Annotated in this window: 20 protein-coding genes and 1 pseudogene; 14 read left to right on the top strand and 7 right to left on the bottom strand. The window is 59.4% G+C overall.

Annotated elements, in window-relative coordinates:
- Nucleotides 1-346: 346 nt before the first annotated feature.
- Both G7Y82_RS18950 and G7Y82_RS18945 read left to right on the top strand, forming a co-directional pair.
- Complete coding sequence (locus tag G7Y82_RS18950; RefSeq protein ID WP_168149694.1) at nt 347-841, top strand: response regulator; 495 nt, start codon at nt 347-349, stop codon at nt 839-841.
- A 109-nt stretch (nt 842-950) separates the two neighbouring features.
- Nucleotides 951-1,898 (top strand): SDR family oxidoreductase, encoded by a 948-nt coding sequence (locus G7Y82_RS18945; protein ID WP_168149693.1) that lies wholly within the window; start codon nt 951-953, stop codon nt 1,896-1,898.
- 11 nt (nt 1,899-1,909) lie between these two features.
- Here G7Y82_RS18945 and G7Y82_RS18940 read toward each other — a convergent pair whose 3' ends face one another.
- Nucleotides 1,910-2,353: a PPC domain-containing DNA-binding protein gene (locus G7Y82_RS18940; RefSeq protein WP_168149692.1), complete on the bottom strand. Its 444-nt coding sequence runs from the start codon at nt 2,351-2,353 to the stop codon at nt 1,910-1,912.
- Between the two features lie 237 nt (nt 2,354-2,590).
- Here G7Y82_RS18940 and G7Y82_RS18935 point away from each other — a divergent pair, with 237 nt between their 5' ends.
- From G7Y82_RS18935 to G7Y82_RS18925, 3 genes are all read left to right on the top strand, one after another.
- Nucleotides 2,591-4,318, top strand: a complete 1,728-nt coding sequence (locus tag G7Y82_RS18935; protein WP_168149691.1) for an alpha-amylase family glycosyl hydrolase — start codon at nt 2,591-2,593, stop codon at nt 4,316-4,318.
- Entirely contained in the window at nt 4,315-5,982 is a 1,668-nt protein-coding gene (locus G7Y82_RS18930; protein WP_168149690.1) for an alpha-amylase family glycosyl hydrolase, read from the top strand. The genes G7Y82_RS18935 and G7Y82_RS18930 overlap by 4 nt, the downstream gene beginning before the upstream one ends.
- 562 nt (nt 5,983-6,544) lie before the next feature.
- Complete coding sequence (locus G7Y82_RS18925) at nt 6,545-8,728, top strand: catalase (RefSeq protein WP_168149723.1); 2,184 nt, start codon at nt 6,545-6,547, stop codon at nt 8,726-8,728.
- 926 nt (nt 8,729-9,654) lie between these two features.
- On the opposite strand, the pseudogene G7Y82_RS18920 reads toward G7Y82_RS18925, so the two are convergent.
- A pseudogene (locus G7Y82_RS18920) lies at nt 9,655-10,338 on the bottom strand (IS5 family transposase); the annotation flags it as partial.
- Nucleotides 10,339-10,481: 143 nt separating this feature from the next.
- Nucleotides 10,482-10,748, bottom strand: coding sequence for a helix-turn-helix transcriptional regulator (locus tag G7Y82_RS21965; RefSeq protein WP_168149689.1), 267 nt, complete (start codon nt 10,746-10,748; stop codon nt 10,482-10,484).
- 244 nt (nt 10,749-10,992) lie between these two features.
- Here G7Y82_RS21965 and G7Y82_RS18910 point away from each other — a divergent pair, with 244 nt between their 5' ends.
- The 3 genes from G7Y82_RS18910 (at nt 10,993) to G7Y82_RS18900 (ending at nt 14,084) form a co-directional block, all read left to right on the top strand.
- Nucleotides 10,993-11,310 (top strand): hypothetical protein, encoded by a 318-nt coding sequence (locus G7Y82_RS18910; protein WP_168149688.1) that lies wholly within the window; start codon nt 10,993-10,995, stop codon nt 11,308-11,310.
- A 245-nt stretch (nt 11,311-11,555) separates the two neighbouring features.
- Complete coding sequence (locus tag G7Y82_RS21960; RefSeq protein ID WP_168149687.1) at nt 11,556-12,959, top strand: AAA family ATPase; 1,404 nt, start codon at nt 11,556-11,558, stop codon at nt 12,957-12,959.
- A 207-nt stretch (nt 12,960-13,166) separates the two neighbouring features.
- Nucleotides 13,167-14,084, top strand: a complete 918-nt coding sequence (locus G7Y82_RS18900; RefSeq protein WP_168149686.1) for a metallophosphoesterase — start codon at nt 13,167-13,169, stop codon at nt 14,082-14,084.
- 78 nt (nt 14,085-14,162) lie between these two features.
- Here G7Y82_RS18900 and G7Y82_RS18895 read toward each other — a convergent pair whose 3' ends face one another.
- The 4 genes from G7Y82_RS18895 to G7Y82_RS18880 form a co-directional block, all read right to left on the bottom strand.
- Nucleotides 14,163-15,431, bottom strand: a complete 1,269-nt coding sequence (locus G7Y82_RS18895; RefSeq protein ID WP_168149685.1) for a TniQ family protein — start codon at nt 15,429-15,431, stop codon at nt 14,163-14,165.
- Nucleotides 15,424-16,347 carry a TniB family NTP-binding protein gene (locus G7Y82_RS18890; protein WP_168149684.1) on the bottom strand — a complete coding sequence of 308 codons (924 nt, stop codon included), beginning with the start codon at nt 16,345-16,347 and terminating at the stop codon, nt 15,424-15,426. Before G7Y82_RS18890 ends, G7Y82_RS18895 begins: the two co-directional genes overlap by 8 nt.
- Nucleotides 16,348-16,383: 36 nt before the next feature.
- Nucleotides 16,384-18,258: a TnsB C-terminal domain-containing protein gene (locus tag G7Y82_RS18885; RefSeq protein ID WP_168149683.1), complete on the bottom strand. Its 1,875-nt coding sequence runs from the start codon at nt 18,256-18,258 to the stop codon at nt 16,384-16,386.
- 843 nt (nt 18,259-19,101) lie between these two features.
- Nucleotides 19,102-20,109, bottom strand: coding sequence for a DNA-binding protein (locus G7Y82_RS18880; RefSeq protein ID WP_027485184.1), 1,008 nt, complete (start codon nt 20,107-20,109; stop codon nt 19,102-19,104).
- Nucleotides 20,110-20,277: 168 nt separating this feature from the next.
- Here G7Y82_RS18880 and G7Y82_RS18875 point away from each other — a divergent pair, with 168 nt between their 5' ends.
- The 6 genes from G7Y82_RS18875 (at nt 20,278) to G7Y82_RS21235 (ending at nt 25,815) form a co-directional block, all read left to right on the top strand.
- Nucleotides 20,278-21,441: a tyrosine-type recombinase/integrase gene (locus tag G7Y82_RS18875; protein WP_063107725.1), complete on the top strand. Its 1,164-nt coding sequence runs from the start codon at nt 20,278-20,280 to the stop codon at nt 21,439-21,441.
- Entirely contained in the window at nt 21,438-21,746 is a 309-nt protein-coding gene (locus G7Y82_RS18870; RefSeq protein WP_063107726.1) for a hypothetical protein, read from the top strand. The genes G7Y82_RS18875 and G7Y82_RS18870 overlap by 4 nt, the downstream gene beginning before the upstream one ends.
- A 94-nt stretch (nt 21,747-21,840) precedes the next feature.
- Nucleotides 21,841-22,170 carry a hypothetical protein gene (locus tag G7Y82_RS18865; RefSeq protein WP_063107727.1) on the top strand — a complete coding sequence of 110 codons (330 nt, stop codon included), beginning with the start codon at nt 21,841-21,843 and terminating at the stop codon, nt 22,168-22,170.
- 58 nt (nt 22,171-22,228) lie between these two features.
- A complete protein-coding gene (locus G7Y82_RS18860; protein ID WP_168149682.1) occupies nt 22,229-22,633 on the top strand; it encodes a hypothetical protein in 405 nt (134 codons plus the stop codon).
- A 114-nt stretch (nt 22,634-22,747) separates the two neighbouring features.
- Nucleotides 22,748-24,535 (top strand): copper resistance system multicopper oxidase, encoded by a 1,788-nt coding sequence (locus G7Y82_RS18855; RefSeq protein ID WP_168149681.1) that lies wholly within the window; start codon nt 22,748-22,750, stop codon nt 24,533-24,535.
- Entirely contained in the window at nt 24,532-25,815 is a 1,284-nt protein-coding gene (locus tag G7Y82_RS21235) for a copper resistance protein B (RefSeq protein ID WP_349256234.1), read from the top strand. The genes G7Y82_RS18855 and G7Y82_RS21235 overlap by 4 nt, the downstream gene beginning before the upstream one ends.
- Nucleotides 25,816-25,817 lie beyond the last annotated feature (2 nt).

Raw genomic sequence — 25,817 nt, 5'->3', positions numbered from 1 at the left:
CCCGCGGGCCCGTGCGTCTGGATGCGACGATACACCTTCCACCCTATCCGAACTTCGACGCCATATTCGACATACGGCATAGCATCTTGCGGGCATTTCGCGACGACGACCCGCCGCCCCCGTAAATGCTCCGGTAATCCGCGCGCTTCATTCATGCCAATGCTCTCCATGACGCCTGCCCAACCTGCGATACCGCCTCATGCAATGCGCAACATCGTGAACTCGTCGTGAACTGCAAGGCATCGCTCAGCCAACAGCGGGGGCTCGCCGACTTAATTGCCGGCGCTGTGGTCACCCGATGCATGCGCGTAGCGGACGGCCACCCGCACAACGACGTGCGGAAAGCTTGTTCTGCTTTGTCGACGTGCCACTATCTTTTGGCATAGTCATGTATATATTTGGACACCGATATCGGCCCATTGCCAAGCAGGCCCGAGAGGGGAATGCCATGCACAGTAATGTCGGAAGCGGCCAGAAGCGCCGTATCCTCGTCGTCGACGACGATCAGGAATGTGCGACCGCACTGTCACAGATCCTGGAAATAGTCGGCCATGACGCGCGCTTCGTCTGTGAGGGCGCGCAGGCGACACACGCCGTCGACGGGTTCGAACCGGACATCGTGCTCGTCGACGTTTCGATGCCCGACATCGACGGGCTGGAAGTCGCCCGCATCCTGCGCGAGCGTGATCGTCCGCCGCTGCTCGTTTCCATTTCCGGCTTCTCGGAAAACGGCGTCGGCGCTCCGCGGTTTTCCGAGCTGTTCGACCATCATCTCGTCAAACCGATCGAGTTCGCCGATCTGCAAACGCTGATCGATACGACAGCGGAAAACTCGCGCTAAGCCACACGGCCGGCTTGCCGGATCGGGCATGCCGGCATTCACCTTTCGTGCAGGGCCGACGCGACAGACTCGCGAACGATCGCCCACTCCCTCGCTCGACAGGTGAATGATGAAAGCCAAAGCAGATGTCGTCGTCGTGACCGGTGCCTCGGGAGGCATCGGACGTGCAACCGCCCTCGCGTTCGCGCAGAACGGCAGCCGCGTCGCGCTGCTGGCGCGCGGTGAAGCGGGGCTGGCCGGCGCGCAGCGCGAGATCGAGAACGTCGGCGGCCGCGCGCTGCCGATTGCGGTGGACGTCGCTGATGCCGATGCCGTGGAGCGCGCCGCGGCGCGCGTCGAGCAGGAACTCGGGCCGATCGACGTCTGGGTCAATGCGGCGATGGCGACGATCTTCGGACCAGTCTCGTCGCTCGGCGCCGACGAATACCGCCGCGCCACCGAAGTCACCTACCTCGGCACCGTGTACGGCACGATGTCGGCGCTGCGCCGCATGCAGCCACGCAACCGCGGCGCGATCGTGCAGGTCGGCTCGGCGCTCGCCTATCGCGCGATTCCGCTGCAGGCGCCGTACTGTGGCGCCAAGTACGCGATCCGCGGATTCACCGATGCATTGCGCGTCGAACTGATGCACGAGAACAGCGACGTGCAGCTGACGATGGTGCAGCTGTCCGCGTTCAATACGCCGCAGTTCAACTGGGCGCGCTCGCACATGCCGCGCCGCGCGCAGCCGGTGCCGCCGATCTTCCAGCCGGAAGTGGCGGCGCGCGCGATCGTCTGGGCGGCCGGTCACCGGCGTCGCGAGCTGCACGTCGGCTGGCCGGCGGTGAAGGCGATCTGGGGCAACAAGATCATGCCGTGGCTCGCCGACCGCATGCTGGTGCGCAGCGGCTTCTCGGGACAGCTGACGTCCGAACCGCAGCCGGCCGATGCGCCGGACAATCTCTACGCGCCGGTCGACTACGACGGCGGTACGCACGGCCGCTTCGACGCGCGCGCCAGATCGCGCAGCCTGCAGACCGAATGGACGGTCCGTCGGCCGCCGCGGACGCAGCGCTGACGCGCCGACGGCTAGGCGCGGAGATCGATCAGCGCGATGCCGAGCTCCGGCCGCCGCCGCCGGCGCAGCCGCGCCGTGGTTTCGATCAACGTCACCTCCAGCGTCGGATGCGCATGCGCTTCGAGCAGATGGCCGCCGCGTGTCGTGCCGTCGGCCAGACCGACGACGGCGTGCAGATGCAGACTGGCGCCGCCGTCGTCGCCCGACGCGATGTCGCCGACCAGACTCAGTCCTTCGCACTGCGACGAGACCTCGATCGGTTTGTACTGCTTGGTCGCGAAGTCGAACCAGCCGAGCCGGGCGCCGGAGAACGCGCCGAGCGCGGTCACCGATGCGCCCTTGATGTCGTGAGCGTCGGCGAAGTGCGTGATACTCGAGACGGCTTCTTCGCCCGAATCGAGAACCAGGATCCAGATGCGGCTGTCGGGGTCGTCGGCCATGATCTGCGAATGCATGGATGCCTCCTTTGTGCGGGTTTCGGTTGCGGGCCGCGCACGCTTTCGCGCCCTGTCGGCGCCAGGCACGCCCTGCTTTGCAGTCTGGCCGCGGCGCGCTGAAGCCCTGCCGAATGCGGCGTCGATCAGCGAGTGCAGCAGCTCCGCGGCACACCGATTCAGCCGAATTTCAGTACGTATCTGCGTCAATGTCGAGGTGCGCAATCAAGGACCGAGTGCGCAGAGGAGAATGCAGAAATGACGCTACCGCGTGTGGGTCCCGCGGCGATGTCGTCGGCACGTCGCGCGGCGCCGGAATTCCAGACGAAATGGTGGCGCGACGCCATCATCTATCAGATCGGCGTCGCCGGATTTCAGGACAGCGACGGTGACGGCTTCGGCGATCTCGCCGGCGTCGTCGAGCGCCTCGACTACATCGAGTCGCTGGGCGTCGACGCGATCTGGCTGACGCCGTTCTACATTTCGCCGTTCGACGACTACGGTTACGACATCACCGACCACGTCGACGTCGATTCGCGGTTCGGCTCGCTCGCCGAATTCGACCGGCTCGTGGAACTCGTGCACCAGCGCGGCCTGAAGCTGATTCTCGACATGGTCTGGAACCATACGTCCGATCAGCATCCGTGGTTTCGCGACAGCGCCGCGAGCCGCGAGGGGCGCTACGCCGACTGGTACGTCTGGGCCGATCCGGCGCCGGGCGGTGGGCCGCCGAACAACTGGCGCTCGGCCTTCACCGGCGATTCGGGCTGGAAGTATGTCGATGCACGCAAGCAGTACTACTTCTTCAACTTCTTGCACACCCAGCCCGACCTGAACTGGCACAACCCCGACGTGCGCCGGATGGTGCTGGACTGTGCGAAGTTCTGGCTCAATCGCGGCATCGACGGCATGCGTCTCGACGCGGTCAATTTCTATACCCACGATCCGCAGCTGCGCGACGATCCTGTACGCAAGAAAGGCGCACCGATGCCGGACGGCATGGATCCGGAGAACCCGGCGGCACAGCACTGCTTCGTCAACAGTTTCTGCCGCGAGGAAACACTGCAGTATCTAGAGCCACTGCGCGCGCTGGTCGACCAGTACCCGGGCGTGATGATGCTCGGCGAAGTCACGCTGTGCGAAGACACGCTGCAGCAGGCGGCGCAGTACGTGCGCGGTCAGCACCGTCTGCATCTGGCGTATCACAGCGCCCTGCACTTCCACGAACCGACGTCGGCGGCGCGGCTGCGCGCCATCCTCGAAAAGGCGCTGCGCAACTACGGTCCGCATGGTATCTGCTGGATCGTCGGCAATCACGACTACGGGCGCACGCGCTCGTACTGGGGCGGCCGCGACGGCCCGCTGCCCGAGGCCTTCTATCACATGATCGCGGCGCTGCTGGTAACGCTGCCCGGCGCGTTCTGTCTGTGGCAGGGCGACGAGCTGGGCCTGCCGGATGCGCGCATTCCCGAGGATATTCCGAAGTCCCGCCTCCAGGATCCTTTCGGCAAGCTGATGTATCCGAAGATCAAGGGCCGCGATGGCTCGCGCACGCCGATGCCGTGGCGCGACGACCAGCGGCTCTGCGGCTTCTCCAGCGCCGACGACAGCTGGCTGCCGATCCCCGACTCGCATCGCAAGCGCGCGGTATCGCGGCAGGAGCCCGATCCGGGATCGCTGCTCAATCGCTGGCGCAAGTTGCTGCACTGGCGTCGTACGCAGGCGGCGCTCAATGGCGGCGAGACGCGCGTGATCGAGCTCGACGACGACGCCGTGCTCGGCTTCGAGCGGCACAGTCCGCAGCAGGCGTTGCTGTGTCTGTTCAACCAGACCGGTCGCGAGGTCAGCGTCGATCTGTCGCGCTATGCGCGGCCGCGCGGTGCGCAGGGCATCGAGCACGGCTTCGAGATCGATCCGGTGTCAGAGCGCCTGCTGCTGCGTCCGTGGGGCACGGCCTTCGCCGAGATCGACGCGCAGCCGGCATGAGCGATGCCCGTCCCGACATCGCGGCGCGTCCCTGGTGGCGTGACGCCGTCATCTATCAGATCTATCCGCGTAGCTTCTACGACGCCAACGGCGACGGCATCGGCGATCTGCCCGGCATCCGCCGCAAGCTGTCGTATGTTGCCGAGCTCGGCGCCGACGCCATCTGGATCTGCCCGTTCGTCAGGTCGCCGATGCACGACTTCGGCTACGACGTTTCCGACTACCGCGCCGTCGAGCCGATGTTCGGCACCATGGAAGACTTCGATGCGCTGGTACGCGAGGCGCACGCACTGGGCCTGCGCATCATCGTCGACCAGGTCTGGAACCACACGTCGACCGAACACCCATGGTTCGCCGAAAGTCGGCGCAGCCGCACGAACGCCAAAGCCGACTGGTACGTGTGGGCCGATCCGGCGCCGGACGGCGGCCCGCCGAACAACTGGCGCGCGACGTTCGGCGGCAGCGCCTGGGGCTGGGAGCCGCAGCGCCGGCAGTTCTATCTGCACAACTTCCTCGCCGAACAGGCCGACCTGAACTGGTACAACCCCGAAGTCCGCGCCGCATTGCGCGACGTCGGCCGCTTCTGGCTCGAGCGCGGCGTCGCCGGCTTTCGATTCGACGTCGCCAATTTCTATACGCACGACCGCAGCCTGCGCGACAACCCGCGGCGCGCGCCCGGCATGCCGCGGCCCGACGGCGCGTCGCCGGCCGACCCATACTTCGACCACGTCAATCTCGGCACCGTCGGCCGTCACGAGACGCTGCCGATGCTTGCTGAACTGCGCGCGATGCTCGACGCCTATCCGGACGGCTTCTCGCTCGGCGAGATTTCCAGCGACGAGGACAGCCTCGGTACCGCGGCCGATTTCGTGCGCGGCCACGAGCGCTTGCACATGGCCTACAACGCCTCGCTGATTAACCACGAGCCGTTCACGCGCGACGCGCTGCGGGCGTTGCTGCAACGCGTCGAAACGCTGTTCGACGACAGCCGCATCTGCTGGACGTACGGGACGCACGACTTCCCGCGTCTGAAGGGACGCTGGGACCGGCACCGTCAACTAACGCAAGAGCAGAATCGGACGCTCGACCGTATGCTAATCGCTCTTCTAGTGTGTCTACCCGGCGCGTGCTGCATCTATCAGGGTGACGAACTCGGCCTGACACAGGCACAACTCGATTTCGCACAGTTGAGAGACCCATACGGGATCGCCAACTATCCGGAGATTCTGGGACGCGATGGCTGCCGCACTCCGATGCCATGGACCGACGCCGCACCTTCCGCCGGCTTTAGCGAAGGAAATACGCTGTGGTTACCTATCCCTGCCGAGCACTTACCGTTCGCCGTCAGCCGGCAGCAGCGCGACCCTGATTCTTTGCTCAATGCCTATCGGCACTTTCTTAAGTGGCGAAAGCAGCAGTCGGCGTTTGGGGGAGATGTCGCACGTCTGCTCGACAGCCCGACGCCGCTATTCGCGTTCGAACGTGAGAATGACGGGCAATGTCTGCGCTGCATTTTCAACATCTCGGAGCGCGCCACGGAGTGGAGAATGCCAGAACGGCGTCTCTGGAGAATTCACCATCAGACCTTCCTCAGCGGAACATTGGACGATCACGCAGCGATCCGTTTACCGGCATTCGGCGCAGCTATCTTGAGCCGAACCTGAACGACACTGGGGGCGATAATTTGCCCGATGACGCTCAGTTCAACAACGATCCTGGTTGAAAATCCTTGACCTCTTCTAAACGGCACTGAGCGCCGCGGACCTGAGTGCGTAAGGATTATGGTCAGACAATCTCTGGGCAATACTCGTGACCGCACAAATCAATTTTATCATCTCCGTTCCAGCCTCTCGATTCGTGAAATGGGGCAGGCTGTAGGTCGTGCGCCGGGGCTTTTCGCGTCCCGCTTTCGTAGTGCACTCCGCATGCAGGCATCGAGCATGGTAGCGATGGCTATATCCGGAAAAACGCATGACGGAACTCATTGGAACGCTTTGAAAAGGATCCGGCATTGCCTACGTCAAGGGCCGAGATTCAATGCCCGATGAAGTGGTCGGCGAACCGGAGGCCACAATCGTCATCTTGCGCCACTAGGAATGTATCGCCGTTCGAAAACGATAGCGATAGCCTCCTCCCAAGTTTGAACACCGCAATGGCGAAGTTCGGGCGCGGCGTTTGCTGCACCGCTGCACACTCACAGCACGATCAAGGAGCCCCAACGTGACCATAAAGACCGCCACCCGTGAGGCCGTACACAAAATCGCCAAAAAGGTCGGCGAACCCGCAAGTGAAGATACGAAGACCGATCAGCTCGAAACCGTAACCGAAGGCGTCGACGGCAAGACTCTGACGACTCAGCAAGGCCTCGAAATCGCAGACAACCAGAACTCACTGAAGATCGGCGAGCGCGGCCCCACCTTGCTTGAAGACTTCATGATGCGCGAGAAAATCACGCATTTCGATCACGAGCGCATCCCCGAGCGCGTCGTTCATGCGCGTGGCGCTGGCGCACACGGATATTTTGAACTTTACGACTCTCTTGGAGCATATACGACCGCCGCATTTCTATGCGAGACCGGGGTCAAAACTCCGGTTTTTGTCCGCTTCTCAACTGTCGCCGGCTCAAGAGGATCTGCCGATACAGTACGTGATGTGCGTGGGTTCGCCACCAAGTTCTATACCAGCCAAGGAAATTTCGACTTGGTCGGCAACAACATGCCAGTGTTCTTCATCCAGGATGCTATCAAGTTCCCGGACTTCATTCATGCGGTGAAGCCCGAGCCGCATAACGAGATTCCGCAGGCGCAGTCGGCACACGATACGTTCTGGGACTTCGTCTCCTTGAATACCGAGCTCAGCCACATGCTGATGTGGGTGATGTCCGATCGCGCATTACCGCGTAGTTTCGCGATGATGGAAGGCTTCGGTGTACATACCTTTCGCCTCGTCAATGCCGAAGGTATCTCACACTTCGTCAAGTTCCACTGGAAACCTAAACTTGGCGCACATTCGCTGTCTTGGGACGAGGCGCAAAAAATCGCCGGAAAAGATCCGGACTTCAACCGCCGCGAGCTCTGGGAATCTATCGAAGCAGGTCAGTGTCCGGAATGGGAGCTGGGCCTGCAGATCGTAGCCGAGCATGACGCTGACACTTTCGAGTTTGATCTTCTCGATCCGACAAAAATCATCCCGGAGGAACTGGTTCCGGTCAGGCGAGTTGGCCGCATGGTTCTGAATCGCAATCCGGAAAACTATTTCGCCGAAACCGAACAGGTCGCGTTCTGCGTCGCCAATGTCGTACCTGGCATCGACTTCACCAACGACCCCTTGATGCAGGGTCGACTGTTCTCATATCTCGACACTCAGCTCCTGCGTCTCGGCGGCCCCAACTTCGCGCATATCCCGATCAATCGCCCACTCTGCCCGGTCAACAACAACCAGCGCGACGGCTTCCAGCAACAGCGAGTATTTCGCGGCCGTACCAGCTATGAACCGAATTCAATCAGCCGTGGTTGCCCGATGCAAAGCGGAGACGCCAGTGCATTTCGCAGTTACCCGGAAACTTTTACGGAACCCAAGGTACGTAAGCGCAGTGCCCGCTTCGCCGATCATTTCACCCAGGCGACCCTGTTTTACGCGAGCCAGACGCCTGTCGAACAGAAACATATCATCGACGCGATCGCGTTCGAGCTCTCTCACGTCGAGGAAGAGCGAATCCGCGAGCGAGTGGTCCGCGTACTAGCTAATATCGATCGCGGCCTTGCTGAAAATGTGGCTGCGAAGGTCGCAGTCACCGACATTAGCGACGATCTCAACTATTTGAAGGAGGAGACGACTGCACCGCTTCCGGATGACCGTCGCGGCGCCGCGGCGCCGGGCCAATCACAGGCTCTGAGCCTCGCGTACCAACCGCAGCAGAGCATCGAGACGCGGCGCATCGCCATATTAGCGGCTGAAAACTGCCTGGCCAGCCCCATCGTGTCGCTGAAGGCCGCACTCGAAGAGCTTGGCGCCGTCGTAGCTGTAGTCGCCCCTCGGCTTGGCGCGCTGCAGACCGCCGACGAAGTAAATCTGGAAGCGACGTATACGACGGAATCGGCGGATTCGGTGCTCTTCGATGCCGTAATCGTCGCGGGTGGTGCCACTGCTGTCGAAACTCTCAAACCGATGATTTCCGTGCGCAGCTTCTTGCTAGATGCCTTCCGTCACTGCAAGACGATCCTTGTTATGGATGAAGGCACCCGCCTGCTCACTGCCGCCGGCATCAGCGAGTTATCTATGAACGACAAGCAGTCGGATGAAGGCCTGATCGTGCATGACGGACCTGAAGTCGAAAATCTCATTGCGAATCTTGCCAGGGCGATCGCCCGCCATCGTCATTGGCAACGTAGAGCGCTGCTTTCTCCATGAGGAATCCGACATAAAAATGATTCGGAAAATACAGGATCAGCGAATGGCAGAAACATTCACGTGGACCAAGCAAGCGGCATGGCGTAACTTGAACGCAGCCTTGATGCTAATGCAGAGATACGGAATCGCGTCGACGACACCACGTACTACCACACGCGCACCACCTCGAGAAAAGCAACGGCCATTGCGACGATGCGGCGACGCCCCGCTGCCAGAATAACAAGCAGCGCTCCGGACTCAGGTATAAGCCGCGCCTCGCGCAACAGCGTTCGGCCGGGCCACAGTGGACTTCCCCTGCTGGAGTAGGCAGTACCGGCCTACGATTGTTCGCGTCGACTCTCACAAATGACTCTGCGCGCCAATCTGATTATCTAGGGAAGCGCTGGCGGCTACTTAGTCTTGAGGCCCTCTCGGCGATTTGGCCTGCCTGGAAGCTCGCGTTCCTGGTTTCTTAACATCGCCGACACGGCGGCGCAAGCTACGACAACTCGAGTTAGCCCCCCAGACCTGCCTTTTATTTATGTGCGCTGGACGCTTCTCATTTTTGTGTTGCTCGGCTATTGGTCGGCTCGATTTTGTCTTCTTTTCACAGTTCATGTCCTTACCTTTCTCCATGCGATCTTATGTATAGGACAACAAATAGATTCTGATGTTCCGATTTTTCTAGTTGTATTAATCCACCGCTCAGCAATTATCAATCTTAAATATCTCACTGTTTCAATTTGAAGCCATGAAGATGCTGTACGGAGAATTATCGTGCGATTAAACTGGCAGCGACGGCCACTGCCCTCTGCGTAACAGAGTATGCTCCTTAAGGAAGGTCTGAATAGCCCCGAAAAAAGTTCTCGCACTGCTGTCGCGGCGCGGTAGCTTCATGTTTGAGGCGAATGGCATCATCGATTTCGTCGTTTCACGCCGAGCAGCGGCACTTTTGATCGTCCATCGTCGGCGTAGATCACCGTGTCCCGGCGGCGGATCAGCTCATCGACCACTTCGACATCCGCCTCGTTGGCCGCCGTGGTGACGACGGTGTGGACCAGGCCCGAATCGACATCAGCCCCGATGTGCGCCTTCATGCCGAAGTACCACTGATCACCCTTCTTGGTCTGATGCATCTCCGGATCGCGCTCGCCGTCGGCGTTCTTGGTCGAACTCGGTGCAGCGATGATCGTCGCATCGACGATGCTGCCGCGCTTGAGCATCAGCCCCTTGCGACTCAGGTGCGCGTTGACCCGCGCCAGAATCTCCGGCGCCAGATCGTTCGTCTCCAGGCGATGCCGGAAGTTCAGAATCGTCGTTTCGGCCGGTATCCGCTCCGGGCCCAGTCCGGCGAAGCGCCGCATCGACGTCACTTCGTACAGCACTTCGTACAGCACTTCTTCTATCGCCGGATCGGACAACCCAAACCAGTTCTGCATCAAGTGCACGCGCAGCATCGTCGCCAGCGGATGCGGTGGTCGGCCATTGGCCGCGGCCGGATACAGCGGTTCGATCAGCGACAGCAGCGAGTGCCATGGACTGATCTGTTCCATCTCCGCCAGAAACACCTCACGCCGCCTCTGCTTGCGCTTGCTCACGTACTCGGCGTCTCCGGAGCTCAGTTGCGTCACGGCATACACCTCTTGATCGTCTGCTCTCACAGCAGCAAACAGCAAGCCGGAATCAGGCGTGATTCAGACGCTCCCTAGAGCACAACAAGCTATGAATTGTTGCAAGTCTGCCCCGGCAAGGTCAGTACGTGGCGCGAACTTGCCTACCCTGTCGATCCATTAACGGGGAGATAGGAGCGGGTCAAAGAGATCAGCTCTTCGGGGGAAACGCCTAGGTGCGCAGCAAGCTCGAAGATGGTTTGAAGCGTCGGTTGGCGCTGGCCACGCTCCAGCAAACTTATATAGGTGCGATCAAAGTCAGCCTCCAGCGCCAGCGCCTCTTGCGTCAGCCCGACACGGCCGCGCACTGCGCGCAGCGCATTCCCGAACGCTGTCGCGACTGAGTGCTGACTTTTTTCGCCAGTGGCCATCGGGCGAACAATGTTCGCGCGATGACTATTGATCTACGGACTATAGTCTGCGAACCTATGTCGCACCATGGCTCCTTCGCTCCCGCCCGCTCTCCCGCGGGCATGTGGCGTGAGCCGTCTCTCGATGCATCAGCGGGCAGTCCGAAGTCGCGAGAGCTAGCCGAAGCCTATGCTTCGCTTCCTTTCAATGAACTGAGGTCCCGACGTGTGCTTTCGATTGGTCTATGGCGATGCGGAGTTTCATGTGGCCTTGCCGTTCGAAGAGCACGTCGAAACTCGCTTACTCCACGAGTTGTCCTCGCCGGACGACGTCTCAAGAGGCGCTCGCCGCCATATTGATCTTGGGCGTCGTATCGCATCCGTTGTGACCGCGATGCTTGATGGCGAATTGCTTCCGCCGACCGAGCGACAGCTGAAATATGGACTCGCGATCGCCCGCGAGCTCGCGATCGAGCTGCCTGCAGATGCGCTGCAGTACCGAGAAGCGATGGGCCTCTTTATCAGCACGCACGCTGACCGATACCGGCGCCGCAAAGGCACCGCGTCAGGACGCCCCGGCTAGCCGGCCATGAGGTCCTGAAAAGCGCAAGCGCTGATAGACAGCCTTGCCGGCTACCCTGCCGTGCTGCGCCGTGGGGCTAGGCCTCGATAATGGGACATTAATGAACTCACTCCTGTCCACTATGTGGGCGTTATTCCGTATCGGCTGTCGCGGCGAAAGCCGACTATCTGTCGCTTGGCGACGTTTATCGCCGGCTATCTCGGCAGATAGCGGGCGCCTCTTGAATTCGCGACAGGAGCGTAGCCGTGCGCGAAATTAAGGATGCCATCCTGACCCGATATGTCCAGTGGCGGCTTAGCGCCAAGGCCATCCGGTTTCGGGCCCAATTGGGTCGTGGACAGCGCACATTCGTTGGCCATGCCGACGAATTTTGGCCAAAGGTGTTACGCGACTTTGTTTTGCGGTATTTGCCCGCTGACGGAGAGATTGCCATCCTCGAAACGGGGGCGTACGCGCTAGACACCATTAGCGCGGATCGGCTCTTGACCAAGGCTCAAGGCGAACTCGAACGACGTTCAAGCGCCCCCAACACGGCAGACACGGAGGTGGTCGAGCATGAGGCTGAGCCACCTGCGGGGGTTACGCCAGCAGTGCTTCCTCAGCCTGCACGCCGTATTCGCCACTCACGCAATTACGTCCCGTGGATACTGACGTCGACCGAGATCGTTGCCGAACAGCTCTCTCATATTACCGGCATCGGGAGGGAATCTCGTCGTCGAATCCTGGAGTCGCTGAAGGTCCGGCCCACCCGCAAGTTACCCATCGCTCGACCGATCCACCTTCGTCAGCTGAAGCAGGTGGTTTCGAGTTATCCGAATTTTTCAGATGTGACGGCCTTCATCGAAGAGCAACTCGCCCTTGCCATTTGCTTACGCGAACCGGTGTATATCCCCCCGATGCTCCTGCAAGGGCCGCCCGGCATTGGCAAGACTGCGTACGCATCGGCTTTGGCGACTGCGCTGGCAATGTCGGCGGAAGTGCGTTCGTTCGCGGAAATGAGCGCAGCGTGGATTTTGACCGGGGCATCGGGGACATGGTCAGAGGCTGCGCCAGGCTTGATCGCATCGGTACTCGCCGAAGGGCCAGATCGAACAGCTCCTCTGATCTTCATCGACGAGATTGACAAGGTGAACGCTGGCAACCACCGGCCAGACCGGGCTTTGCTGAGTCTGCTTCAGCCAGAGACCGCGGCCCGCTTTCGCGACGAGCACCTCGATGTGGAACTCGACGCGAGCAGAATCAGCTGGATCTTTGCTTCCAATCACTTGTCACGGGTACGCCCGGAGATTCTAAGTCGCATGAATGTCTTTCATGTAAAGGCACCCAGCGCAGAGCAGATGCCGGTAGTCGTGCGATCCGTTGACCGCTCGCTGCGCCAGTCCCGGCCTGCGTTGGCGAAGGTCTTCGAGCCGCTCGGCGATGAGATCATCGAACTGCTGGTGGAGCAAACGCCGCGCACACTCGCGAGGCTGTTAGCGCGGTGTTATGCGCGGGCGATCGCCGGCAAGGCTCAGGGTCGCCTGACGATTACGCCCGCGCTCGTTCGTGCCGTCACGGCCCAGCCCGTACATGATCGATCCGCTGTTAGCGCCGACAGCGATCCGCCGGTGCTGGTCGCGCATCAGTTCTGGTCCTCGAGCGCTAATTGATATGAAGGGCGACCGGCCAAACGGATCAAGCCATGCCGGAAGGCCCTTGCCGCACTGGGCCAACGATCGCTTGTCGCCTGCGCGTAACACTTGTACATCCGACTTATAAACGGTGGGCTGTGCCAGATCAGCGCCAGGTCGCGGGTTCGAGTCCCCTGGAGCACCAAAAGCTTTGTATAGGCTGCGCACACATGCGCGGAAAATTCGATGAACGATGTTGTCGTGCCGCATGGATTTGAGGTCCCCGGTTGGGATACCTGGGAGCGGGGGCTACGCCCGGAGGTGGACGCTCCGCTACTCTATGGGCCTGCGTTCGTCGAGTTACCGGTAAATAGCCGGGGCCACGATTTTTTTGTTGGAGACATCCATGGCGAACTGGATATGCTTTTCCACCTACTCGGTGCCGTTGGCTTCTCAAGCGGCGACCGGCTGATTGCTCCTGGCGATTTGATTGACCGCGGCAGTTACAGCTGTGAAGTGCTCGAACTGGCATACGAGCAGAACTTTCTTTTCAGCACGATCGGCAATCATGAAGAAGAGCTCATCCATCTTGATCCGGATCAAGGCGATGTTTGTAATAGCTCGATACTTGGGGGTGAGAAGCATTGGTGGTTTGGCCTGCCGCCCGAGCTCAGGCATCGTTACAGGCGAATCGCACGCACCCTACCGGTGGCACTTGAAGTGCCACTAAAAAATGGCACGCGGGTTGGAGTGATCCACGCTCAAGTCCCACAGCAGGACTGGAACGTGGCGAAGGCGCTATCGCCGAGTTACGGCGATCGAAACCCGAATAAGTTGAGTAACACCCGCGTGGCGCTGAGCGCGCGAGCCATTGCCTATGGCGTCATCCGCGACCAGCGGCGGTCGCCTCTCCCGGGGCAAGTCCACCATATCGACCTAGTCGTTACGGGGCATTCCTGCATCGTCCCTGGTGAGGTTTGGCGCTACGGCAATCAGATTGGCCTAGAGTCGCTCGCTTTTTCCATGTATGGGGCGATGACGATCTTTGATCCGCTAAGGGGGCGCTACTGGCAGCTTGTCAACCCACGCTCGCCGGCAGGTGGTAACTGGCCTGAGGTTCGGGAGATCGAGCCGCCGGTGGATCGACGTCCCCTGCTGGAGTAGGCGTTACCAGCCTACATTGGACTTCCCTTGCATCAGTGGCGCGGCGCTTGAAAATGAACTGATTTTGCCGCGGATACGCTAACCTGATTCTTCGATCTCAGGGAGAATGTGGAGTATCTTCTCTTGCATGGCGGGGGGCCACTTTTTTGCTGCGGCCACTGCCCATTCTCGGCTTTCCGATCGTAGCTGGCTGATGACCTCAAAAATCGAATAGTCACTGCGCTTTCGACTTGAGAACGTGCAATCTTCTGGAGTGAAAAGCTCCCGCAGGCGATCGTTTATAAACGAGAGAACAATCCGACGCCTCGTCGGGCTATGTGCATGCTTCCAATCAACCGGGATGAAGGTTTTCTCTTGAAATTCAAATATCCAACGGTCCGCTGCATTAAACGATCGCCCTGCATGCCCAGGAAGAATGGCGGAAATTTCCACCGCCCGTGGAGTAACGTATAGCGTATATAGGTCTTGAACACATCGATGCCAATTACCACGCCCGAGACGAGCCAAAACGGACTTTTTGCCAACGCTCTCTTCATTCAAATCTTCTTCGAATGAAATGTATGACTCTCTATCTGGCAAAAAGTAAAAATCGGAGAAATATTCCAAATGACTATATAAATGGCCGCCCTCTCCGCCCTCTAAAAGCGCATGGCCAATAAGCTCATGGCGAAGCGAACGGTCAGGGTGCGCAAGTCTCGTCTGCTTTTTTAAGCGAGATATATTTTCCTGAAACCCGAACATGTCCATCTGCCCTGAAGGATCAGCGCGCTCTAAATTATTTATATGCCCAATAATTTCATTTAGAAAACTTTCAATAGGACCCTGCCCTCCTTCGTATGGCAATCCAAAAAGCGCTGCCAGCCATTTTGGTGGGTACTCACGAGCTTGATAGTCTTTAGGTGGAAGCTTCCAAGTGTGCAGAGGGCAACGATGGCGGTAGCACAGCGTTACACTCGACTTGGACCAATTGGCTCGAAAGTGTGGTAGCACCCCCCGGCTGAGGTCTTCCTCAAAGCATAGTGCGCAGTAGGCGTGCCTACTCTCAGGTGCAAGATAAGTATTCTGTTTCGAAGCAGGAAGTGGTGATAGTGCCCCAGTCGCCAATCCTGCGGCTCGCTCGAGGGTGCGACACCAATCAAAAGGCATATCGAAGTCATAGTCGAAATCTTGAGATGCTCTTCTTTCTCCATCAAATTCTCTACCCCTAGACTCAAGCTCTTGGAGGATATGAACCCTTGAGACGCCATGCAGCGCGGCCGCGCGGTCCAGCCACGATGTGATGGTTTCATCGGGCTCGACGAGACACGGCCCCAGCGGAAGGAAGGTGGCCTCGGCATGGCTACTCATCAATCCCACCAGGCGCTGCGTGAAGATAGGGATCGGCTATGCCCGCAGACAGGACCTCACTATTCAGGGACTCGCCACCCTGGACAAGCGCATGAATAGCAGCGCGCCGAATAAGGCCGGATACGTTCGGCTGCCGCCCGCCAGTGTTTTCAAAAATAACCCTAATGCACTTGGCATTATCTATCGTTGGCGCTGAACGCAATGGCATTCTCTTCGCTAGGTTGACGACAAAGGCACGCAACTGACCTAAGTCGCTGAGCGGCGTCAGCTGTACATCAGGGATGAATCTGTGACGAAGCGTGTCTTCCGAATTGAGTAGTGCGTCGAGTTTTCTGGTTCCCAAGAGCACGAGCCCCATTTCGAATGTGTTCGTCAATCTCTTAATTTGGGCTAGAATATCTCGTTGAGGCACTTTGGGAAGCTCTGCAATTCGATCAGCTTCATCTATCAGAAGAAGGTGGCTCCCTCGATTCTTTATTATTCTAAAGAGTCCATCCGCCGAATATCGCAGAGCGGTATTATCCCTATCAATACATCCATCTGCAATGCAGCGATAGAAATCGCTTTCCGATGCTATCCCCGAGAGATCTGCCGTTATTACTGAGGCAATTCCGTTTCTCGTACGAACGTTAAATCCGTCTTGTTCCGTTGGTATGTTATTGCGCCGCAAAAAATGTTTTGTCAGGATAGTCTTTCCCGTACCTGATGGTCCACCGATATGCAGGCATTCCATCCGCCTTTTTCGCGGCTGAGTGAAAATATAGTCCATTGCGATAAGCGCGCGTTGCATCTGCGGATGCACTACGAAGTGCTCCGCGCGAATGAACGCAATGCGTTCCGTAGCACCCCGCTCGACATAATCTCTTGCTGTATCGCTGAGCCATGAATACTGTTTGGCATTCGTTTCATCAGCCATGTGGATTCTCCGTTGATTGTTTCGACACTACACGCTCTATTCGACTAGATAGTCCGGCGCTGGTCTGACAAATTCTTCGTGGATTGCATCTAGAACTCGCGCAGGAGGCGCAGCAACGAGAGTCTCTCTCATAAGGTTATCGAGAGGTGCGCGAAAAGCACGCTTAGCCTTTTTCTTTTCTAATTTTGCCAAGTCGACGATTTCATCTCGCGCTTGTAGAGAAAGGTCAATCTGATTCAGCATATCTTTTTCTCTGGATCGAGAATTTCGCGCGTACCTAAGTTGACACTCAAAGCTGATATCTTCGTACGTCGCTGGCGTTTGCCGTTCAATTCTAATGAACTCGCCTCTGTAATCTATATAAATGGCCCCAGAGTTTTGCGGGTCTACTTTAAATGTTATTTTTTTGCCTATTGGAACTTCGCGCAGAAAATTGCTGAAGTAGCGGTGTCCTCTCCAATGCAACCCTTCTGCGGTATTAGTTGCTGCCGCACTCGGCATGAAATCCATCATGAAGCCAATCGGATTTCCAATATCTGGTGGCAATACTACGTTTCCATCTATGTCTTTGCATCCATCAAAGAATGCCTGCTGAGGCGTTATTCCGATCGCGGAATGCCTTGTGTGCATGTACTGGTTAATCTCACAAACGATTACCCTTAAGAGGTCTTCAGCGGTAATGACCGCATGTTTCTCGGAGGGATATTTTTTTCGCAACTTTGCGTTACTAAAGGTTGTTCCCGGTAGCAGATGAAGTCCGCCCATAATGGTTCCAATCAAACGCTCGACGTGCCCGCCCCAATGCTTTTTTCCAATTGGGCGGAGAACAGTATTTATGCCATGGAAGCGACATGCGGCCTTAAACGCTTCGCAGCGAAATTCTTTTGCGCGGTCGGTGTGATACAGCTCGGCAACTCCATACGCATTCCAGGAAAACTGGGAAAGGCCTAGAGCTGATAGCAACCCCGCCTTCGGCATTGTCGACATGGCTAATGCCCGGGCAACTGACACGATCGATGGAGCATCAAAACTGAGGTAGAAGCCTAGAACTGATCGGCTGCATACATCGACGACAAGGGTCAACCAAGGGCGGCCGAGTACGTATTGCCTGTTTGAATCGACGACGAGGATATCGACCGGCGTATGGTCGATCTGCACCTCTTTGAGCACGCCCTTAACTTGGTGTGTTTTCGCATAGCGTGCAATCTTATCGGCGGCAACAGAAACTCCGTGTTTTCGCCTTAATTTTAGATGTACGCCCTGTAACCGCACTCGCCTTGCGATCGAAGATCGCGAGGGAATTTTGACTCCCTCAAGTGTGCATTTCTTTTTAATATGGCGTTCAATTTCGGAGAGAGACACATGAGTGGCTGTTTTCTTTGCTTTATCAATTTCGGAAGAAATAATTCGGAGCTGTTCTTGAGATAGGACCGAACTTCCGAGCTTCCGGCCTCTACTGGCCGGGATCAAAGCTCTTAGAGTGGGATCGGCTAAGTACGCATATAGGTAGCGCTGCATCTGTCGCCACTTCAGGCCAAGCGGGCTGCCTAGCTCTGTGAGTTCGGCTCGACCTCGAATGTTTTGAGTGATAGCGGTGCGCAAGGCCTCTTGAAGTGCTTCAGCCCTGTCGAGTTCTCCATCGCTCAGTTTGCACGGATCGACATGTGGGAGATTTTGTGACGGGCTGGGAACAGCCGTCAGCGCGCTCACCTCTACCTCAACCATCGACGCAATACTGCGGATAAGTACGAGCGCGCGGCTACCGCGAGCTTCCAAAACTGTGACGCCCTCTCCGTGGTACTCGAACAATTGGCCGGCGGCGGCAAGCTGCTGACTTATTTTTGCTCCGCGCGTGGAAAGAGGGCGTTGATACGTTTCCGCGTGACGTGGATCGGCGGACGTTCTGCGCATGGCATCGCTCCTGAACTACAGCTGCGGGCCATGGTGCTGCGACAATAAAGCCCTGCCCCGGATTTGACTCCAGCCGAGGTCGAGCTATGATTCGCGTGTAGTCGCACTACCCGCAGGAAGGATTTGTCGAGAGAGGTCCGAGTTGGCGCTCGGACCTTTCTGCGTTATAGGGCTCTGTCTACATAGATGCCTCCCTCAACGGAGACCTAACCACTCTCGACTGCTGGCGATCAACATGCATTCGCTCAAGACTGCGAAATCGAGCGCTAGGCCCCTCTTCCTCTAAATTCTTACCGTAACACCGCCAATGGCTTCGAGCTTTTCGGGTTGCCGTGTCATTTAACAGACAACGCGCGGTTCTGGACGAATAGCTCTCCGCGGATTCTGGCTATACGCCAGATTCTCAGGGGAGGTCAAGCGGGGATGTCTTTTAATCGCGACGCAGCGCTATGGGGCGATTTTTAATTGAGACGCAGCCCTTCACCCGAAACCGAAATTCAACTGCGACGCAGTTGATGGGGGAATTTTGATTATATAAATCGGTAACTTATGGCGCCTGCGTCTCGTTTAGCGCACCAACGTCGTAATTGGCCGGATGTCGTCAATAAGGTAGCTAAGCATCGCGATCGCCCATTTTGCGCAAAAAGCCCCGCCTACAGCGGGGTTTTTTATTACAGTTCCCCCAAGGGGGCTCCAATGAACAAACGCGAACGGTGGACCGATGACCCGGTCCTGGTGGCAATCATTATTGGCGGATCGGTGTTCGTCGGCGCGCTGCTATGGGGGGTCGTGCCCGGATAAGGGTAAAATTGGGTCATAAGCCTCAAACAAGGCTTACGCGTCTCACTTCTTGCCCTGTTTCTTCCGAGGCGTTGCTGGCGACTTCCGTTCGTCCAGCAGCGTACTGATACGCGACTCGGCGGTGATAGCCCGAGTTTCGAGCGACTGCATCGCCGTTCCCAAACCTTCCAATTGCCCGCGAGCTGCGGCCAGTTCGATGGCCATGCGATCGCGATCCGCGACAGCCGCGGCCAATGCCCCCAAGCGGGTATCACGCTCGGCCAGTTCACGACGGTGATGTCCTGCTTCGGTGCGCAGCTCCGCCAAACTGGCTTGTTGTCGCTCCAGTCGTTCTCGCGTTTTGACCATCTGCTGTTCTGCGCGCCGCTGGCCTTCGCGAGCTGTATCGATCTCCTGCAGCATGCGGGCTTGGGCGGCCTCCAGCCGCTCGTTCGCTGTATCACGTTCGACCTGAAAAGCCGCATCCCGGCTCGCAATCACGGCTTGGAATTCTTCGGCCTGGTCAGTTTGCGCTTGACGGATGCGTTCGATCTGTTCGGCGGTGTCGGTCTGGAGTGCGATGAGTTTCTGCTGCAGTGCCTGGCCATCCTGAAGCGCTTGATTCTTCGCGGTGGCCTCGAACTCCACTCGCGTTTGCAGCGTGGTGATCTGCTGTCGAAGTGTTTCGCACTGTTCGGTCAGTGTCGTTGAGGTCGCCAATGCGTCGTCGCGCGCCTGCGTAACCGTAGCGTGCTGCTGCTCCGCATCTGCCACGGCAGCTTCCAAAGTGCTCCGCTGTTCGGCGAACACCACCTCGCCCTGTTCGACGGCCACCACCCACAGGGCACGCATGGCGTCGGCCACAGCAGCCGGGAGATCAGCACCGAGCGCATCGGCCTTCGTACGTTCGTCCTTCCACTGCTTCAGCTCGTCATTGATCGTCGTACGGCTGCCTTGCTGGATGACGGCGTAGATCTGGTCGACGGTGATTTCGTGCGGCCGCTTCGCACCGGCAACGAGTTGGGCGGCGGCTTCACGGGTACGCTGACGGGTATCGCTGACACGGCTCATGGCAAATTCCCAGTCGCTCGGAGGGTCAATTTCGAAGGATAAGAGAATGTATATCATAGTATTACGTTATATACGTAATGATTAAATCAAGAAATTTACGATAACTCCTATAATCGAAAGTCTTTTGGCAGTACGCTGTGTTTTCCGTGGCGTCGGACATCGGAAAGCATGACTGAGCCTGCAGTGAGCCTTTTGGCGTTGCCCCCAACCTTGCCAGCCGCCCTGTCGGGAGGTGCCGGCACCAACCGCGCACCGGCCAGCGTGGCGCGGCAGATCGCGGCCAACGACGACGTGGCCGCGATCGGCCTGTGGCTGGCCGAATATCACGACTCGCCGCATACCTTTCGCAGTTACCGCAAGGAGGCTGAGCGACTGTTGCTCTGGGCCACGCAGGTGCGCGGCAAGCCGGTGTCCAGCCTGACGCGAGAGGATGTGATCGCTTATGAGGCGTTTCTTGCCCAGCCACCGGCGACCTGGTGCGACGCCGGTCTCGCCCGTCGCGGTGAGCATCGGCGACTGTTCGTCGGGCCGTTGGCCGAGCGCAGCCGCCGCCAAGCCCTGGGCATCCTGGCGGGACTGTTCAATTACCTCGTGCGCGCTGGGTATCTTGCGGGCAGCCCGTTCGTCCTGCAGCGCCGACGGGCACGCCGCGGCACCCGCCGCACGATCGAACGCTACTTGGACCGTGCCCTCTGGGAAGAGGTGCTCCGCATCGTCGACGGCTGGCCACAGACAACCGCGCGGGAACGGCAGCGCTACGAACGCGTTCGCTGGGTGCTTCGTTTCCTCTATGAAACCGCCCTGCGGGCCGCCGAAGCGGCCGCTGCCGACGAAGGGGATTTCCAACCTATCCGGGGACGATGGTGGCTGCATACCGTGGGCAAAGGCGGCGTCGAGGGCACGATTCCCCTGAGCAACGGTCTCATGGAGGACTTCGCCCGCTATCGGCGCTTCCACGGGCTGCCGGCGTTGCCCGCTAGCGACGGCAAAACCCCGGCCATTCTTGGCATCGCCGGACGGTCTTCCCCGCTGACGCCCACCGCGGTCTACCAGATCGTCAAGGACAGCTTCCGGCGCGTGGCCGAGACGCTGCAACGCCAGGATGAGATCAAAGCCACGCGGGTACGTCGCGCATCGACGCATTGGCTGCGGCATACGGCCGCCACGCACCAGGCCGAGGACGGTACGCCCATCCATCATATCCAGCAGAATCTGCGTCACAGCTCCATTGGTACGACCTCGATCTACCTTCACGCCGAAGAGGATGCACGCCATGCCAGCACCACGAAAACACGCATCGAACCATCGGTGCCCCACGGAGACGCGTCATGACTGATCCCGACGATCGCTTTGGCATGCCGGACAGTGCGTTCCAGGCCGCCCGGGAAAGCCACGGCTTGAATAGCCCGGTTTTCCGTGCGGGTATGTATGTCCCGACCCGGCAGGAAGTAGCGACCCTTTCTGCCGCGAAACTCCTCCCGATCGTGATCGATTGGATGTGGGAAAGTCCGTCGGAGCTGATTCCGAATAACGATCAGGTTGCGGACCTGCGCGCCATCCTTCTGGCACGCCCCGATGCCACCCAGCTCGAGGTGCGCGAGCTCATCGTGGCCTGTGAGGATTATTTGAAAGTGTAATGGCTGGGTCCGGGCTGGAATTTCAACTTCCGTACACACGTATGGGCCCACGCTTCCACTGTTGCGTCTGGCAACTCATCGTTGGGACAGTCACATGACTATTTCACGCAAATCGCTATGTTCGACGCTTGGCGCTCTGGCGCTGGCTTTGGCCTTCAGTTGCATCGCCGTGGCCCAGGACAGCACGCCCACAAGTGGCATGGACAAGATGGGTGCGATGCACTCGGATATGAAGGGCATGCACGGCAACATGATGGGCATGCATCAGATGCCGGCGACCGTGACGGCGGCCGATGCCAAGACCGGTATGGTCGACGTGACTACCGAAGACATGGCTTTGAAGGTGCATTTTCCACCGTCCGCCATGGCCAGCCTGAAAGCCGGTGACAAGATCACGTTGCATATGGGTTTCAGCAAGCCGTGAGGCCCCTGAACCCACCTCCAGAGTTGAGGGTGTCGGATCACACGGGTAAGCTCGCCCCATGACCTTCTCGCTGCGTCTGCTCGCTCGTTCACGTCGTCTTCGGGCGATGGGTATGCTGGCGTGGCTGATGCTGGTCATCAACTCATTGGCCGCTGCACCGATGGGCATGACGGGAGGTCCTCACTCCCATCCCATGCACGCAACGGTCGCGGCGGTCAGTGAACACTGTCACCACCATGTGGCCGTCAAGGCATCCCGATCCTGTTGCGACGATCAGGCCGGTTGCTGCGGTGGCATGACGGGACACACCTGCAATTGTGCCGCGATGTGCAGTACCGCGTTGCCACCCGGACCAGCAGTTGCCCTGATCTCGACTGCGATCACCGCCCGCTACGCCTTGCCGCTGCCCAGCAGCGCGCCTTCGTTGAATACCGCCCCTCCGTTGCGACCACCGGCGGTCTGACTCTCCCTCGTTGCTAATGAGCTTTGCGTTCGATCGTCGCGTGTCGGCGATCGCAAGCAATCGGCTGTGATCGGTATCGGTAATGTTCGATATCACCTGCCTTGGAGAGATCCCATGAACTTGTTTTCCCCGCCCCCGGCGGATCTGTCGCGGCGTCGTTTCGTGCAAGGCGTGGCCATCGGCGGTGCCGTAGCCGGCCTGGGCCTGCTGCGTCCTTCGAATGCCTGGGCGCTGACCAGCCCCGGCCAGCCCACCGTGCTGAGCGGCACCGATTTCGCACTCGATATTGCCGAAACACCGGTCAACTACACCGGCGCCACGCGTCTGGCGACCACCGTCAATGGCGGCATCCCGGGTCCAATTCTGCGCTGGAAGGAAGGCACTACGGTGAACCTTCGAGTGACCAACCGGTTACGCATGCCGACCTCGATCCATTGGCACGGCATCATCCTGCCGTTCCAGGAAGATGGGGTGCCGGGTATCAGCTTCGACGGCATCGCTCCCGGCGAAACCTTTCTCTACCAGTTCAAGGTGCGCCAGAGCGGTACCTATTGGTACCACTCGCACTCGGGCTTCCAGGAACAGACGGGTTTGTATGGCCCGTTGGTGATCGAACCGGCCAGCCCGGATCGCCATCCGACCGATCGCGATTACGTGGTGATGCTCAACGACTGGACCGATGAAAATCCCGAGCGCATCTACGCCAAGCTAAAGAAGCAGAGCGACTACTACAACTTCGCCCAGCCCACGGTGCCGGATTTCTTTCGCGATGTGCGCGAGAAGGGGCTGGGCCAGGCCTTGGCCATGCGCAAGATGTGGAACGAGATGCGCATGAACCCGACCGATTTCGGCGACGTCTCCGGCTACACCTACACCTACCTGATGAACGGTGCGGCGCCGGCGGGCAACTGGACCGGCATCTTCAAACCCGGCGAGAAGATCCGGTTGCGCTTCATCAACGGATCGGCGCAGACGATCTTCGACGTGCGCATTCCGGGCCTGAAGATGACGGTGATCTCGGCCGATGGCCAGGACGTCGAGCCGGTGTCGGTCGACGAATTTCGCATCTCGGTGGCCGAAACCTACGACGTGATGGTCGAGCCGCAGGACGAGCGCGCGTACACGCTGTTCGCCCAGTCGATCGATCGCAGCGGCTACGCTCGCGGCACGCTGGCGCCGCGCGCCGGCATGGAAGCAGACGTGCCCAAGCCCGATCCCATTCAGTGGCTGGCCATGCAGGACATGATGGGTGCGATGGCGATGGGTGATGCCGGTCACGGGAACATGCAAGGCATGTCGGGCATGAGCGGCATGCAGGGCATGCAGGGCATGGCCGGCATGGATCACGGTGCGATGCCGGGCATGGCACCTGCGCCAGCGCCTGTGGTGCGCCACGCCCGCACCGAATACGGCCCCGGCGTGGACATGCATGTGGACATGCCGCGTACCAACCTCGACGACCCGGGCATCGGCCTGCGCGACAACGGTCGACGCGTGCTGACTTACGCCGACCTGCACACCATCGGCGGACCGATCGACGCGCGCGAACCCAGCCGGGAGATCGAGCTGCACTTGACCGGCAATATGGATCGCTTCATCTGGTCGTTCGATGGCGTGAAGTTTTCCGACGCCAAGCCGGTGCATTTCAACAGCGGCGAACGGCTGCGCATCGTGCTGGTCAACGACACCATGATGAACCATCCGATCCACCTGCACGGCATGTGGAGCGAGATGGAGAATCCCGAAGGCCAGTTCCAGGTACGCAAGCACACCATCAACGTGCAGCCGGCGCAGCGCATCACCTATGCGGTGTCGGCCGACAACCCCGGTCGGTGGGCCTACCACTGCCACCTGCTGTATCACATGGAAGCGGGCATGTTCCGCGAAGTGGTGGTGTCATGAAAATGAATCGCCGCAGCACCTCAGTCGTCCCGCTGCGTTCCGCGTTGCTGGCCGCAATATTGCTGGCGTTGCCACCGGTGGTCACGGCGCAGAGTGCACCCGCGTCCAGCAGCACATCGTCGATGGACATGAGCTCCATGCCAGGCATGGATCACGGCAGCATGTCCGGTATGGCCATGCCGGCTGCTGCGAGCAGCACGGCGAAGCCGGCAACGAAACCGCCTGCCAAGAAAGCCAGGAAGAAACCCGTCGCAGCCCCGCCGACGCCGGCTTCCCACAACATGGATGGCATGAAGGGCATGGATCACAGCAGCATGCCTGGCATGGATCACCGCGCGATGTCGGACATGCCCACGCCCGCCAAACCTGCCGCATCGGCAGCACCCGCCGGCGACATGTCGGGGATGGATCACTCGTCGATGCCCGGCATGAGCCCGGAAGCGATGCAGGGGATGGACCACAGCGGCATGGCCGGTATGGATCACGGCGCGATGCCGAAGAAGGATCAAGGCGACATGACCGGCATGGGTGCGATGCCGGGCATGACGATGGGCCCGATGCAGGGCGGGAGTCCGCCAGCGAATGCGCGCAGCTCCGACTACTCCGACGGCGTCGGCTACGGCTCCATGAAAGGCATGGACATGGCCGACAACGCACCGCTGGGCAGGCTGTTGATCGACCAGTTGGAAGCCTTCCACGGCCGCGATGCCAACGGCCAGAGTTGGGAAGCCGAAGGCTGGTACGGCAACGACGAGAACAAGCTGTGGGTACGCACTGAAGGCGAGCGCAGCCGCGGCAAGCTGGAAGACGGCGACCTCGAAGCGTTTTGGAACCACAACATCGCCACGTTCTGGAGCACTCAGCTGGGTGGCCGCCAAGACTTGGGCGAAGGCCCCAAGCGCACGTGGGCGGCCTTTGGCGTGCAGGGCCTGGCACCGTACTGGTTCGAGGTGGAAGCGACGGGTTACGTCGGGGCTTCCGGTCGTACAGCCGCGCGTCTGCGCGCCGAATACGAAATGCTCTTCACCCAGCGCCTGATCCTGCAGCCGGAAGCGGAGATCAACCTGTACGGCAAGAACGATCCGCAACGCCGGATCGGTAGCGGCGTGTCCGACATTCAGTTCGGCTTGCGTCTGCGCTACGAGATCCGTCGTCAGTTCGCGCCGTACATCGGCGTGAACTGGGTGCGTCGCATCGGCACCACCGCCGACTACGCGCGGCAGGATCATCAACCCGTTCTCGACCGGCAGATCGTGGCCGGCGTTCGCATCTGGTTTTAAGG

It is taken from the genome of Solimonas marina (assembly GCF_012241385.1).
Taxonomy (GTDB): Bacteria; Pseudomonadota; Gammaproteobacteria; order Nevskiales; family Nevskiaceae; genus Solimonas; species Solimonas marina.
This window is presented reverse-complemented; position numbering and strand designations above follow the sequence as displayed.

What these genes read in the sequence shown, in the direction of transcription:
- G7Y82_RS18945 (WP_168149693.1), top strand. Translation starts at nt 951, where the DNA reads ATGAAAGCCAAAGCAGATGTCGTCGTCGTGACCGGTGCCTCGGGAGGC.
- G7Y82_RS18940 (WP_168149692.1), bottom strand. Translation starts at nt 2,353, where the DNA reads ATGCATTCGCAGATCATGGCCGACGACCCCGACAGCCGCATCTGGATC.
- G7Y82_RS18935 (WP_168149691.1), top strand. Translation starts at nt 2,591, where the DNA reads ATGACGCTACCGCGTGTGGGTCCCGCGGCGATGTCGTCGGCACGTCGC.
- G7Y82_RS18930 (WP_168149690.1), top strand. Translation starts at nt 4,315, where the DNA reads ATGAGCGATGCCCGTCCCGACATCGCGGCGCGTCCCTGGTGGCGTGAC.
- G7Y82_RS21965 (WP_168149689.1), bottom strand. Translation starts at nt 10,748, where the DNA reads ATGGCCACTGGCGAAAAAAGTCAGCACTCAGTCGCGACAGCGTTCGGG.
- G7Y82_RS18900 (WP_168149686.1), top strand. Translation starts at nt 13,167, where the DNA reads ATGAACGATGTTGTCGTGCCGCATGGATTTGAGGTCCCCGGTTGGGAT.
- G7Y82_RS18895 (WP_168149685.1), bottom strand. Translation starts at nt 15,431, where the DNA reads ATGAGTAGCCATGCCGAGGCCACCTTCCTTCCGCTGGGGCCGTGTCTC.
- G7Y82_RS18890 (WP_168149684.1), bottom strand. Translation starts at nt 16,347, where the DNA reads ATGGCTGATGAAACGAATGCCAAACAGTATTCATGGCTCAGCGATACA.
- G7Y82_RS18885 (WP_168149683.1), bottom strand. Translation starts at nt 18,258, where the DNA reads ATGCGCAGAACGTCCGCCGATCCACGTCACGCGGAAACGTATCAACGC.
- G7Y82_RS18880 (WP_027485184.1), bottom strand. Translation starts at nt 20,109, where the DNA reads ATGAGCCGTGTCAGCGATACCCGTCAGCGTACCCGTGAAGCCGCCGCC.
- G7Y82_RS18875 (WP_063107725.1), top strand. Translation starts at nt 20,278, where the DNA reads ATGACTGAGCCTGCAGTGAGCCTTTTGGCGTTGCCCCCAACCTTGCCA.
- G7Y82_RS18870 (WP_063107726.1), top strand. Translation starts at nt 21,438, where the DNA reads ATGACTGATCCCGACGATCGCTTTGGCATGCCGGACAGTGCGTTCCAG.
- G7Y82_RS18865 (WP_063107727.1), top strand. Translation starts at nt 21,841, where the DNA reads ATGACTATTTCACGCAAATCGCTATGTTCGACGCTTGGCGCTCTGGCG.
- G7Y82_RS18860 (WP_168149682.1), top strand. Translation starts at nt 22,229, where the DNA reads ATGACCTTCTCGCTGCGTCTGCTCGCTCGTTCACGTCGTCTTCGGGCG.
- G7Y82_RS18855 (WP_168149681.1), top strand. Translation starts at nt 22,748, where the DNA reads ATGAACTTGTTTTCCCCGCCCCCGGCGGATCTGTCGCGGCGTCGTTTC.
- G7Y82_RS21235 (WP_349256234.1), top strand. Translation starts at nt 24,532, where the DNA reads ATGAAAATGAATCGCCGCAGCACCTCAGTCGTCCCGCTGCGTTCCGCG.